Origin of the sequence: Streptococcus mitis (assembly GCF_000722695.1) — a bacterium.
Lineage (GTDB): Bacteria > Bacillota > Bacilli > Lactobacillales > Streptococcaceae > Streptococcus > Streptococcus mitis_O.
In genome coordinates this window covers 290,694-303,045 of record NZ_JPFU01000013.1, presented here as the reverse complement: position 1 = coordinate 303,045, position 12,352 = coordinate 290,694, and the positions used below count along the sequence as shown (strand labels likewise).

The window sequence follows — 12,352 nt, the reverse complement described above, 5'->3', positions numbered from 1 at the left end:
ATATCTGAAAACTTACGTTTTGACAAGGGAAAATTATTTTTTTAAGTAAATTTCATCGATTTCATGGTTCTTTGTTTTATGAAGAATTACTTCTGCACGATTTCTGGTCGGTTCAATATAATTTTGTAAATTTGTGAGATTGATACTGGTCCAGACCTGATGGGCAAAGGATTCCACTTCCCCAATCGGCATTTTTGTAAAACGATAATAGTAGCTATCAGGGTCGTTTTGGGCTAGGCTCAGCATTTTCAAGAAACGGTCGAGATACCAACTCTCGATGTCATCGACTGCAGCATCAACATAGATAGAAAAGTCAAAGAAGTCAGTGATGTAGAGACGCTCGTTTTGTGGATTTTGGAAGACATTAATCCCCTCGACAATCACAAAGTCAGCAGCTTTGACGCATTGCTTTTCCTCAGGAACGATGTCGTAGACTTCATGAGAATAGACAGGAATATCTACATCTTGTCCATTTTTGATACGGTCCAAGAAGTTGAGAAGAGCTTCCATATCATAGCTTTCAGGAAATCCCTTACGATTTAGAATCCCTTGTTCAATCAAGGTCTGGTTGGGATAGAGAAATCCATCAGTTGTTACCAACTCAACCCTAGCATCTGTAAGCGTACGGGATAGTAGGATTTGCAGTAGGCGACTTGTAGTGGATTTTCCAACGGCAACACTCCCAGAAACCCCAATGATAAAAGGTTGAGATTTGCTTTCACGTTGGAGGAAAATTCCTTTTGAAAATGCCAAATCATCCTTAGTGCGTTTGTAAATCTGAATGAGGTGTGCTAGTGGAAGATAGACATCGGTAACATCTTGTAAACTAATCTGGTCATTAAAACTCTTGATGGATTCTAATTCCTCTTCTGTCAAAGGAGGTGTTGTCTTTCGATGTAAAGATTGCCAAGTCTGGCGACTGATTTTTTCAAAATGTAACAATTCGTTGGTCATTTGTTTTCCCCTAGATATTTTGTCTATCATACCATAAAAAGCTAAAAAAATAAAGCGGTTTCTTGATGATAATAAGACAATATCGTATAATAGAGGTAGATAGAGGTTGACCAATTAATTGATGAAGTAGGAGATAGTTTCTACTGATTTGTAAGCTTATAAAGGGGGCTTTTTAGTTCACAACTTATAGGAGGTGTACTATGAAAATCTTGAAACGTTACATATTGGAATTCTGTTTTATTTTAAGTTTTGCACTACCTTTTTTAAAAGGAGCGAATGCGGATAATGGTAGACGTTTTGTGGAAACCTATTACGGTTTTACTTTTTTGATGGAACATGCCATTGTAACAGCTGTCTTTATCTGTTCGCTCTTGATTGCTTTCTTCCTAAAAAAACGGTGGACGAAATGGCTTGCTGCTGGTAGTTATTTCTTCTTAGTTCTATGGATTGCTACAGAGGGTTATTTCTTCCGCATGTCACTAGAAGATTTGATACGACTTTGGACAAGTTTGGAATTCCTGACAAAAACGTATCAGTTGGGCTTTTATCTAAACATCCTGTTGGGAATTTTGTTGATAATAAAGTATTTGAAGGTTAAGCAATAGTCATAAAAATGAGCCTAATTATAGATGATAAATTTGTTGTTTTATACTGATTATGATATTTCTAGTTCTAAATGGCTTATTATTTATAAGTGTTGAAAGAGATTGAAGAAAAGGTCTTCTTGACTAGGTTTCTTCAGTCTTTTTCGTTTTATTATCAATTTGTAAACGATTTACAATTTAAGTCAAATTATGGTAAAATAGTTTCATGAGTAAAATGTATTATGCAGAAAATCCTGATGCTGCTCACGACATTCATGAGTTGAGAGTGGACTTGTTGGGAGAAAAAATGACCTTTTTGACGGATGCGGGTGTTTTTAGCAAGAAAATGGTTGACTTTGGCAGTCAACTCTTGCTCAAGTGTCTAGAGGTCAACCAAGGAGAAACTGTCCTTGATGTAGGCTGCGGTTACGGGCCTTTAGGCTTGTCCTTGGCTAAGGCTTTTGGAGTTCAAGCGACCATGGTCGATATCAATAATCGTGCCTTGGATTTGGCGAGACAAAATGCTGAACGAAATAAAGTGGCAGCGACGATTTTCCAGTCCAACATCTATGAGCAAGTTGAAGGGAAATTTGACCATGTCATTTCCAATCCTCCTATTCGTGCGGGCAAGCAAGTGGTTCATGAAATCATTGAGAAAAGCAAAGATTTCTTGGAAATTGGTGGAGATTTGACTATCGTTATCCAGAAAAAACAAGGGGCTCCAAGTGCCAAGTCCAAGATGGAAGAGGTGTTTGGCAATTGTGAAGTCGTCAAAAAAGATAAGGGATACTATATCCTTAGAAGTGTGAAAGAATGAGAGCAGTTGATTTAATCCAAAAAAAACGAGACGGTCAAGAATTGACTTCAAGTGAAATTGAATGGTTAGTTGAAGGTTATGTGTCAGGGACTGTTCCTGATTATCAGATGTCTGCCTTTGCTATGGCTGTTTATTTCAAAGGAATGACGACACGAGAAATCTCAGATTTGACTATGAATATGGTCAAGACTGGTCAAGAGTTTGATTTGTCAGCTATTGATGGGGTTAAGGTTGACAAGCATTCTACTGGTGGAGTTGGTGATAAGGTGACCTTGATTTTGGCTCCTCTTGTTGCTAGCTTTGGTGTACCTGTAGCCAAAATGAGTGGTCGTGGTCTTGGTCATACTGGGGGAACAATTGATAAATTGGAGTCTATCAAGGGCTATCAAGTAGAACGTAGTCAAGAGGATTTCATTAATCAAGTGCAGGACATTGGAGTATCTGTCATTGGGCAATCAGACCAGCTGGTTAAAGCTGATAAGCTTCTTTACGCCCTCCGTGATGTGACCGCAACTGTCGACACGATTCCTTTGATTGCGAGTTCGGTGATGAGCAAGAAAATCGCGGCAGGAGCTGATGCTATTTTGCTAGACGTGACCGTTGGTGAGGGTGCCTTCATGAAGACGGTTGATGAGGCGCGTGAATTGGCTCAAACCATGGTAGATCTTGGCAAGGCTGTTGGTCGGAAAACGGTAGCAGTGATTACAGATATGAGCCAGCCCTTGGGACAAGCGATTGGAAATCGTCTGGAAATCCTTGAGGCATTGGAGATTTTACAAGGACAAGGCCGTCAGGATATTACCCACTTTATTTGTGAGTTGGCTCAAATTATGCTTGGTCTGGCAAATGTGGATAAGACAGTTGAAGAAGTTCGCCAACATCTTGAAAATGGCCAAGCGCTGGCTAAGTTTGAGGAGATGGTCCAAGCCCAAGGTGGGGACTTGGAAGATCTCTATCGTCCTGTCAATGTGGCTCATGTGGTGGAAATCCCTGCTCAGGAAACAGGTGTCATTTCAGCTCTTCCAGCCATGGAATTTGGCCTCTATGCCATGAGACTGGGTGCTGGTCGTGCAGTCAAGACTGATGATTTGGACTATGAAACTGGAATTGTTTTTGAAAAGAAGGTTGGAGATTCCGTTCAAAAGGGAGAAATTGTTGCAAAAGTATACACAAATGGAAAAAATTCTCCTCAGCTAGTTACAGATTTTCAAAAATATGTTAAAATAAATGACAGGGTGCAAAGTTTACGAGAAATTATAGAAATTATCTCATAAACTATAGGAGAATCCGTATATGAAATTAAATAAATATATCGATCATACGCTTTTAAAGCAGGATGCGACAGAAAAACAAATTGATTGTTTGTTGTCTGAAGCTAGAGAGTATGATTTTGCCAGCGTCTGCATCAATCCTACCTGGGTTGAACATGCTAAAAAAGGGCTTGAAGGTACAGATGTCAAGGTCTGTACAGTGGTAGGTTTCCCTTTAGGAGCAACAACTTCAGCCGTGAAAGCTTTTGAAACAAAAGAAGCTATCCAACATGGTGCAGATGAGATTGATATGGTGATCAATGTTGGTGCCCTCAAATCAGGAAATCTTGATTTGGTTGAATCAGACATCCGTGCTGTTGTAGAAGCAAGTGGTGACAAGTTGGTTAAAGTCATCATTGAAGCTTGTCTGCTGACCGACCAAGAAAAAGTTGTGGCTTGTCAATTAGCCCAAAAAGCGGGAGCTGACTTTGTCAAAACATCTACTGGCTTTTCAACTGGTGGGGCTACGGTAGCAGATGTTACATTAATGCGTGAAACAGTTGGACCAGATATGGGAGTCAAGGCAGCTGGTGGAGCTCGTTCTTATGCAGATGCTCTTGCCTTTGTAGAAGCAGGAGCGACTCGTATCGGAACGTCAGCTGGTGTAGCCATTTTAAAAGGAGAATTGGCAGATGGCGACTACTGACTTGATAGAACTAGCAATTGAAACCAGCAAGCAAGCCTATGTACCCTATTCTCATTTTCCAGTCGGAGCTGTTCTGGTGGCAAAAGATGGGAACATTTATACAGGTGTCAATATCGAAAATGCTAGCTACCCTTTGACCAATTGTGGTGAGAGAACAGCCATTTTTAAAGCAGTTTCCGAAGGTCAAAGAGAGTTTTCAGAATTGATTGTCTATGGTCAGACTGAAAAACCAATTTCACCATGTGGTGCTTGTCGCCAAGTAATGGTCGAATTTTTTGAACAAGATCTAAAAGTGACCTTAGTCGCAAAAGATAAATCGACGGTCGAGATGACGGTCGGGGAGTTACTTCCATACTCTTTTACAGACTTAAACTAGTCTGAGTCGCTCTCTGAGTGGCACGGTCCTTGTGGCCAATCAATCCATACTTGCAACATCGTTGCACATCTTATTTAGGAGGTTCAGTAATGAACAAGAAACAATGGCTAGGCCTTGGTCTAGTTGCAGTGGCAGCAGTTGGACTTGCTGCATGTGGTAACCGCTCTTCTCGTAAGGCAGATTCATCTTCTGATGTGAAGACAAAGGCAGCAATCGTCACTGATACTGGTGGTGTTGATGACAAATCATTCAACCAATCAGCTTGGGAAGGTTTGCAAGACTGGGGTAAAGAACATAATCTTTCAAAAGATAAAGGTTTTACTTACTTCCAATCAACAAGTGAAGCTGACTACGCTAACAATTTGCAACAAGCGGCTGGAAGTTACAACCTAATCTTCGGTGTTGGTTTTGCCCTTAATAATGCAGTTAAAGATGCAGCAAAAGAGCACACTGATATCAACTATGTCTTGATTGATGATGTGATTAAAGACCAAAAGAATGTTGCTAGCGTAACATTTGCTGATAACGAAGCTGCTTACCTTGCAGGTGTGGCAGCAGCTAAAACAACTAAAACAAAACAAGTTGGTTTTGTAGGTGGTATCGAGTCTGAAGTTATCTCACGTTTTGCAGCTGGATTTAAAGCTGGTGTTGAGTCAGTAGACCCATCTATCAAAGTTCAAGTAGACTATGCTGGTTCATTTGGTGATGCTGCTAAAGGTAAAACAATTGCAGCAGCACAATACGCAGCTGGTGCAGACGTTGTTTACCAAGCAGCGGGTGGAACAGGTGCTGGTGTCTTTGCAGAAGCAAAATCACTCAACGAAAGCCGTCCTGAGAGTGAAAAAGTTTGGGTTATCGGTGTTGACCGTGACCAAGTAGCAGAAGGTAAATACACTTCTAAAGATGGTAAAGAATCAAACTTTGTTCTTGTATCTACTTTGAAACAAGTTGGTACAACTGTAAAAGATATTGCGAACAAGGCAGAAAAAGGTGAATTCCCTGGCGGTCAAGTGATCGTTTACTCATTGAAAGATAAAGGGGTTGACTTGGCAGTGACAAACCTTTCAGAAGAAGGTAAAAAAGCTGTCGAAGCTGCAAAAGCTAAAATCCTGGATGGAAGCGTAAAAGTTCCTGAAAAATAATGGATGGAAGTCATTTCTTAGGAAGCGGTCCTTGGCCGCTTTTTTAAGAGTTGAGACAAAGTCATTTTGTCTCAGTAAAGCTTGCTACTAGACAAACTAGCAAGTTTTATTGAAATAAAATAAGACTCTGAAAGGAAGAGCACATGGCACACGAAAATGTCATTGAGATGCGTGATATTACCAAGGTGTTTGGTGAATTTGTTGCCAACGACAAAATCAACCTGCACCTACGAAAAGGTGAAATTCATGCACTTTTAGGAGAAAATGGGGCTGGAAAGTCCACGCTCATGAACATGTTAGCAGGACTTCTTGAACCAACCAGTGGTGAAATTGTGGTCAACGGTCAAGTTGTCAACCTCGACTCACCATCTAAAGCAGCTAGCTTGGGAATTGGAATGGTTCACCAGCACTTTATGTTGGTAGAAGCCTTCACAGTAGCTGAAAACATCATTTTAGGTAGTGAATTGACTAAAAATGGTGTGCTAGATATCGCTGGAGCTAGCAAAGAAATCAAGGCTCTTTCTGAACGTTACGGCTTAGCTGTGGACCCTTCTGCCAAGGTAGCAGACATCTCAGTTGGAGCTCAACAACGTGTAGAAATTTTAAAAACCCTTTATCGGGGGGCTGATATCCTTATCTTTGATGAACCAACGGCTGTCTTGACTCCATCAGAAATTGATGAGTTGATGGCTATTATGAAAAATCTTGTCAAAGAAGGAAAATCAATTATCTTGATTACCCACAAGTTGGATGAGATTCGTGCAGTTTCTGATCGTGTTACAGTTATCCGTCGCGGGAAATCCATTGAAACCGTCGAAATTGCAGGGGCTACCAATGCTGATTTGGCAGAAATGATGGTGGGACGTTCTGTTTCCTTTAAAACAGAGAAACAAGCCTCTCAACCCAAAGAAGTAGTCTTGTCAATCAAAGATTTGGTGGTCAATGAAAACCGCGGTGTCCCAGCTGTGAAAAATCTATCCTTGGATGTTCGTGCTGGAGAGATTGTTGGTATTGCGGGTATTGATGGAAATGGTCAGTCTGAACTGATTCAAGCCATTACAGGTCTTCGCAAGGTTGAATCTGGTAGCATTGAGCTAAAAGGAGATTCAATTGTAGGCTTGCACCCACGTCAGATTACAGAGTTGAGTGTTGGGCACGTTCCAGAAGACCGTCACCGTGATGGTTTGATTTTGGAAATGATGATTTCTGAAAATATTGCCCTTCAAACCTACTATAAAGAACCACATAGTAAAAATGGAATTTTGAACTATTCAAATATTACTTCTTATGCTAAAAAGCTAATGGAAGAGTTTGATGTTCGTGCTGCTAGTGAATTTGTGCCTGCAGCTGCACTCTCAGGAGGAAATCAACAAAAAGCAATTATTGCTCGTGAAATTGATCGTGATCCTGATCTCCTTATCGTCAGCCAGCCAACTCGTGGTTTGGATGTCGGTGCCATTGAATATATCCACAAGCGCTTGATTGAAGAGCGTGATAATGGTAAGGCTGTCCTTGTTGTCAGCTTTGAACTAGATGAGATTTTAAATGTTTCAGACCGTATTGCCGTTATTCACGATGGTAAGATTCAAGGTATTGTATCACCAGAAACAACCAATAAACAAGAACTTGGTGTCTTGATGGCTGGTGGAAACTTGGGAAAGGAGAAGAGTGATGTCTAAAAAATTACAACAAATTTCGGTTCCCTTGATTTCTGTCTTCCTAGGAATTTTACTCGGGGCCATTGTCATGTGGATCTTCGGCTATGATGCTATTTGGGGCTATGAAGAATTGTTCTATACAGCCTTTGGTAGTCTACGCGGGATTGGGGAAATCTTCCGTGCAATGGGGCCTTTGGTCTTGATTGGTCTTGGTTTTGCCGTTGCCAGTCGTGCTGGTTTCTTTAACGTCGGACTTCCTGGTCAGGCTTTGGCAGGTTGGATTCTGAGTGGTTGGTTTGCCTTGTCGCATCCAGATATGCCACGTCCTTTGATGATTCTAGCAACTATCGTGATTGCCTTGATTGCTGGTGGGATTGTCGGAGCGATTCCAGGTATCCTTAGAGCTTATCTAGGGACATCAGAGGTTATCGTAACCATCATGATGAACTACATTGTCTTGTATGTAGGAAATGCCTTTATCCATGCCTTTCCTAAAGACTTCATGCAAAGTACAGATTCGACGATTCGTGTTGGGGCTAATGCAACCTACCAGACACCTTGGTTAGCTGAGTTGACTGGTAACTCGCGGATGAATATTGGTATTTTCTTTGCCATTATTGCTGTTGCAGTTATTTGGTTCATGCTCAAGAAAACAACCCTTGGTTTTGAAATCCGTGCTGTTGGTCTTAATCCTAATGCTTCAGAATACGCTGGTATTTCTGCAAAAAGAACGATTATCCTCTCAATGATTATTTCAGGTGCCTTGGCAGGTCTTGGTGGTGCTGTTGAAGGACTTGGAACCTTCCAGAACGTCTATGTTCAAGGGGCATCCTTAGCTGTCGGATTTAACGGGATGGCGGTTAGTCTGCTTGCTGCTAACTCACCAATTGGTATCCTCTTTGCAGCCTTCCTATTTGGTGTCCTTCAAGTTGGAGCCCCAGGTATGAATGCGGCGCAGGTACCGTCTGAGCTTGTCAGCATTGTAACAGCGTCTATTATCTTCTTTGTCAGTGTTCATTACCTTATCGAACGCTTTGTCAAACCGAAAAAACAAGTTAAAGGAGGTAAGTAAAGATGTCTATTACAACCTTGCTCACCCTCTTGGTGTCTTCTATGCTGATTTACTCAGCGCCCCTCATCTTTACAAGTATCGGTGGCGTTTTCTCTGAACGTGGTGGTGTGGTAAACGTCGGTCTTGAAGGAATTATGGTTATGGGAGCCTTTTCTGGAGTTGTCTTTAACCTTGAATTTGCAGAACAATTTGGAGCAGCAACTCCATGGCTATCCTTGCTTGTAGCAGGAGTGGTAGGGGGAATCTTTTCTATCATCCACGCAGCAGCAACGGTTCATTTCCGTGCAGACCATGTTGTCAGCGGTACGGTTTTGAACTTGATGGCGCCAGCCTTGGCTGTTTTCTTAGTGAAAGTGCTTTATAACAAAGGGCAAACAGATAACTTAAGTCAGACTTTTGGACGCTTTGACTTCCCAGTCTTGGCAAATATCCCAGTGATTGGTGATATCTTCTTCAAATCAACAAGTCTGCTAGGTTATATCGCGATTGCCTTCTCATTCCTTGCTTGGTTTATCCTCTTCAAAACTCGCTTTGGTCTTCGTCTCCGCTCTGTCGGTGAACACCCTCAAGCAGCGGATACTTTGGGAATCAATGTCTACAAGATGAGATATTTAGGGGTTATCATTTCAGGTTTCTTGGGTGGAATTGGGGGAGCGATTTATGCTCAATCAATCTCAGTTAACTTCTCAGTGACAACTATTGTCGGACCTGGATTTATCGCCCTTGCTGCGATGATCTTTGGTAAATGGAACCCAATCGGAGCCATGCTTTCTAGTCTTTTCTTTGGACTTTCACAAAGTTTGGCTGTTATCGGTTCTCAATTGCCGTTCCTACAAGGAGTGCCAGCGGTTTACCTTCAAATCGCACCTTATGTTTTGACAATTCTAGTCTTGGCAGCCTTCTTTGGAAAAGCAGTCGCACCAAAAGCAGATGGTATCAACTATATCAAATCAAAATAAGCATACAAAAAAACGTCAGTTCTGTTCAAACTGGCGTTTTATTTTTTAGGATGTTGGTGGGTTAGGTTTAATCCCCAAGGAACCAAATTTTCAGTTTTATTTTTGATACGAGCGATATTATCCTTATGACGAATGATAATCAAACTAGCAAGTGCTAGGATAATAGCGATAAAGAGAGGGTCATAGTTGCTCAGGATAAAACCAAAAAGTGGAAAGAGTAGAACTCCGATGACGGCTGCGATAGATGCTGTGACACTAGACAGCGAAATCATACTACCAAGATAGAGGGTTCCAAAGAAAACAACCGCTAGATAGAGACAGAAGACAGGCGCAAATCCAAAAATCACACCAGCACTGGTTGCGACAGCCTTGCCACCCTTAAATCCTGCAAAGATAGGAAAGGTATGTCCAATAACAGCTAAAAGTCCAAAGATAAGAGGCGAAACACCTTGAAGGTGAAAGATAATCGGAAGAAGCGTTGCTAGGGTTCCTTTAAAAAAGTCAATCACAAAGGTTGACATACCAGCTTTCTTGCCTAAAATGCGAAAGGTGTTGGTTGTTCCAGTATTTCCAGAACCATGCTCGCGCAGATTGATTTGAAAGAATACTTGTCCAATCCAGAGACCAGACGGAATCGAACCCAGCAGATAGGCTAGGATTAATAAAACTATTGTAATCATACTTCTATTATATCATGAATTGGGAAAGAAAGGCAGAGAATCTCTGCTGAAATCTGCTGAAATTGTCACATCGGAGAAAGAAAAATTTTGCAAAATCCTTGGAAAACCTGTAGAATAGTAAAGATGAACGAATAGGAGGTTCCTTGTGTCAAAAAAGGAAATCAATATTAATAATTATAATGATGATGCCATTCAGGTGTTAGAAGGGTTGGATGCCGTCCGTAAACGTCCAGGGATGTATATCGGATCGACTGATGGGGCAGGTCTCCATCACCTCGTCTGGGAAATTGTCGACAATGCAGTCGATGAGGCCTTGTCTGGATTTGGTGACCGTATTGATGTCACCATCAATAAAGACGGGAGTTTGACTGTGCAAGACCATGGTCGTGGGATGCCGACTGGAATGCACGCTATGGGAATCCCAACAGTTGAGGTTATCTTCACAATTCTTCATGCCGGAGGGAAATTCGGTCAGGGTGGCTACAAGACATCTGGTGGTCTCCACGGGGTTGGTTCTTCCGTTGTTAACGCTCTTTCTAGCTGGTTAGAAGTTGAAATCACCCGTGATGGGGCAATCTACAAGCAACGTTTTGAAAATGGTGGAAAACCTGTCACGACTTTGAAGAAAATCGGTACAGCGCCCAAGTCTAAAACAGGTACTAAAGTTACGTTTATGCCTGATGCAACCATCTTTTCTACGACAGACTTCAAGTATAATACCATTTCAGAGCGCCTTAATGAGTCAGCATTTCTCTTGAAAAATGTGACCTTGTCTTTGACGGACAAGCGAACAGATGAAGCGATTGAGTTTCATTATGAAAACGGAGTTCAGGACTTTGTTTCTTACCTCAACGAAGACAAGGAAACCTTGACACCAGTTCTGTACTTTGAGGGGGAAGATAATGGTTTCCAAGTGGAAGTTGCGCTTCAGTATAATGACGGATTTTCAGATAACATTCTATCCTTTGTCAATAACGTTCGTACCAAGGATGGTGGGACGCACGAGACTGGACTTAAGTCTGCCATTACCAAGGTCATGAATGACTACGCGCGTAAGACAGGTCTTCTCAAGGAAAAGGACAAAAACCTTGAAGGTTCAGACTATCGTGAGGGACTAGCAGCCGTTCTTTCTATCTTGGTTCCTGAAGAACACCTCCAGTTTGAAGGCCAGACTAAGGACAAATTGGGAAGCCCACTGGCTCGTCCTGTTGTGGATGGAATTGTGGCTGATAAGTTGACCTTCTTCCTTATGGAAAATGGTGAATTGGCTTCTAACCTCATCCGCAAGGCTATCAAGGCCCGTGATGCTCGCGAAGCGGCACGTAAGGCGCGTGATGAAAGCCGAAATGGGAAGAAAAATAAAAAAGACAAGGGCTTATTGTCTGGGAAATTGACACCTGCTCAGTCCAAGAATCCAACTAAGAATGAACTCTATCTAGTCGAGGGTGACTCTGCCGGTGGTTCTGCCAAACAAGGCCGTGACCGCAAGTTCCAGGCTATTCTACCTCTTCGTGGTAAGGTTATCAATACAGCCAAGGCCAAGATGGCGGATATCCTCAAAAATGAAGAAATCAATACCATGATTTATACCATCGGTGCAGGTGTTGGAGCAGACTTCTCTATTGAAGATACCAACTATGATAAGATCATTATCATGACCGATGCGGACACCGACGGTGCCCACATTCAGACTTTACTCTTGACATTTTTCTACCGCTACATGCGTCCCCTAGTTGAGGCAGGTCATGTCTATATCGCTCTTCCTCCTCTTTACAAGATGTCCAAAGGAAAAGGCAAGAAAGAAGAAGTGGCCTATGCTTGGACGGATGGTGAGTTAGAAGAACTCCGCAAGCAGTTCGGTAAAGGCGCTACCCTCCAACGCTACAAAGGTCTTGGTGAGATGAATGCGGACCAGCTCTGGGAAACAACTATGAATCCAGAAACCCGTACCCTCATCCGTGTCACAATTGAAGACCTAGCTCGCGCCGAACGTCGCGTCAATGTCCTCATGGGTGACAAAGTTGAACCACGCCGTAAGTGGATTGAAGACAATATCAAGTTTACGCTGGAAGAGAGTGGGGAGATGGTGTTTTAGAGGAATTTAGCAGTGACAATATTTACTTCTATCTGTTAGTGAATATTAGTTTTAAAAAA

The 12,352-nt window shown here is 42.0% G+C and carries 12 protein-coding genes; 10 read left to right on the top strand and 2 right to left on the bottom strand.

Going from position 1 to position 12,352, the window contains the following annotated elements; all coding sequences use genetic code 11:
• Positions 1 to 33: 33 nt before the first annotated feature.
• Positions 34 to 954, bottom strand: coding sequence for a type I pantothenate kinase (gene coaA, locus SK629_RS06755; protein WP_042901150.1), 921 nt, complete (start codon positions 952 to 954; stop codon positions 34 to 36).
• A 200-nt stretch (positions 955 to 1,154) separates the two neighbouring features.
• Here coaA and SK629_RS06750 point away from each other — a divergent pair, with 200 nt between their 5' ends.
• From SK629_RS06750 to SK629_RS06710, 9 genes are all read left to right on the top strand, one after another.
• Positions 1,155 to 1,559 carry a hypothetical protein gene (locus SK629_RS06750; RefSeq protein ID WP_042901149.1) on the top strand — a complete coding sequence of 135 codons (405 nt, stop codon included), beginning with the start codon at positions 1,155 to 1,157 and terminating at the stop codon, positions 1,557 to 1,559.
• Positions 1,560 to 1,764: 205 nt separating this feature from the next.
• Positions 1,765 to 2,355, top strand: a complete 591-nt coding sequence (locus SK629_RS06745; protein WP_080710237.1) for a class I SAM-dependent methyltransferase — start codon at positions 1,765 to 1,767, stop codon at positions 2,353 to 2,355.
• Entirely contained in the window at positions 2,352 to 3,629 is a 1,278-nt protein-coding gene (locus SK629_RS06740) for a pyrimidine-nucleoside phosphorylase (RefSeq protein ID WP_042901147.1), read from the top strand. Before SK629_RS06745 ends, SK629_RS06740 begins: the two co-directional genes overlap by 4 nt.
• 19 nt (positions 3,630 to 3,648) lie before the next feature.
• On the top strand, positions 3,649 to 4,311 hold the full coding sequence (deoC, locus tag SK629_RS06735; protein WP_042901145.1) for a deoxyribose-phosphate aldolase: 663 nt from the start codon (positions 3,649 to 3,651) through the stop codon (positions 4,309 to 4,311).
• Positions 4,298 to 4,687, top strand: coding sequence for a cytidine deaminase (locus tag SK629_RS06730; RefSeq protein ID WP_042901143.1), 390 nt, complete (start codon positions 4,298 to 4,300; stop codon positions 4,685 to 4,687). Before deoC ends, SK629_RS06730 begins: the two co-directional genes overlap by 14 nt.
• Positions 4,688 to 4,776: 89 nt before the next feature.
• Positions 4,777 to 5,829 carry a BMP family lipoprotein gene (locus SK629_RS06725; protein WP_042901142.1) on the top strand — a complete coding sequence of 351 codons (1,053 nt, stop codon included), beginning with the start codon at positions 4,777 to 4,779 and terminating at the stop codon, positions 5,827 to 5,829.
• Between the two features lie 143 nt (positions 5,830 to 5,972).
• On the top strand, positions 5,973 to 7,508 hold the full coding sequence (locus tag SK629_RS06720) for an ABC transporter ATP-binding protein (RefSeq protein WP_033681960.1): 1,536 nt from the start codon (positions 5,973 to 5,975) through the stop codon (positions 7,506 to 7,508).
• Complete coding sequence (locus SK629_RS06715) at positions 7,501 to 8,559, top strand: ABC transporter permease (protein ID WP_042901141.1); 1,059 nt, start codon at positions 7,501 to 7,503, stop codon at positions 8,557 to 8,559. The genes SK629_RS06720 and SK629_RS06715 overlap by 8 nt, the downstream gene beginning before the upstream one ends.
• A gap of 2 nt (positions 8,560 to 8,561) precedes the next feature.
• On the top strand, positions 8,562 to 9,518 hold the full coding sequence (locus tag SK629_RS06710) for an ABC transporter permease (protein ID WP_042901140.1): 957 nt from the start codon (positions 8,562 to 8,564) through the stop codon (positions 9,516 to 9,518).
• A gap of 38 nt (positions 9,519 to 9,556) precedes the next feature.
• Here the strand turns inward: SK629_RS06710 and plsY are convergent, their stop codons facing one another.
• Positions 9,557 to 10,198, bottom strand: a complete 642-nt coding sequence (plsY, locus tag SK629_RS06705) for a glycerol-3-phosphate 1-O-acyltransferase PlsY (RefSeq protein ID WP_042901139.1) — start codon at positions 10,196 to 10,198, stop codon at positions 9,557 to 9,559.
• A 145-nt stretch (positions 10,199 to 10,343) separates the two neighbouring features.
• Between plsY and parE the strand changes: the two genes are divergently transcribed.
• Positions 10,344 to 12,293, top strand: a complete 1,950-nt coding sequence (gene parE / locus SK629_RS06700) for a DNA topoisomerase IV subunit B (RefSeq protein ID WP_042901138.1) — start codon at positions 10,344 to 10,346, stop codon at positions 12,291 to 12,293.
• Positions 12,294 to 12,352 lie beyond the last annotated feature (59 nt).

Coding starts and splice junctions, on each gene's coding strand:
- SK629_RS06730 (WP_042901143.1), top strand. CDS start 4,298: ATGGCGACTACTGACTTGATAGAACTAGCAATTGAAACCAGCAAGCAA.
- plsY (WP_042901139.1), bottom strand. CDS start 10,198: ATGATTACAATAGTTTTATTAATCCTAGCCTATCTGCTGGGTTCGATT.
- SK629_RS06750 (WP_042901149.1), top strand. CDS start 1,155: ATGAAAATCTTGAAACGTTACATATTGGAATTCTGTTTTATTTTAAGT.
- SK629_RS06725 (WP_042901142.1), top strand. CDS start 4,777: ATGAACAAGAAACAATGGCTAGGCCTTGGTCTAGTTGCAGTGGCAGCA.
- coaA (WP_042901150.1), bottom strand. CDS start 954: ATGACCAACGAATTGTTACATTTTGAAAAAATCAGTCGCCAGACTTGG.
- SK629_RS06710 (WP_042901140.1), top strand. CDS start 8,562: ATGTCTATTACAACCTTGCTCACCCTCTTGGTGTCTTCTATGCTGATT.
- SK629_RS06715 (WP_042901141.1), top strand. CDS start 7,501: ATGTCTAAAAAATTACAACAAATTTCGGTTCCCTTGATTTCTGTCTTC.
- SK629_RS06740 (WP_042901147.1), top strand. CDS start 2,352: ATGAGAGCAGTTGATTTAATCCAAAAAAAACGAGACGGTCAAGAATTG.
- deoC (WP_042901145.1), top strand. CDS start 3,649: ATGAAATTAAATAAATATATCGATCATACGCTTTTAAAGCAGGATGCG.
- SK629_RS06745 (WP_080710237.1), top strand. CDS start 1,765: ATGAGTAAAATGTATTATGCAGAAAATCCTGATGCTGCTCACGACATT.
- SK629_RS06720 (WP_033681960.1), top strand. CDS start 5,973: ATGGCACACGAAAATGTCATTGAGATGCGTGATATTACCAAGGTGTTT.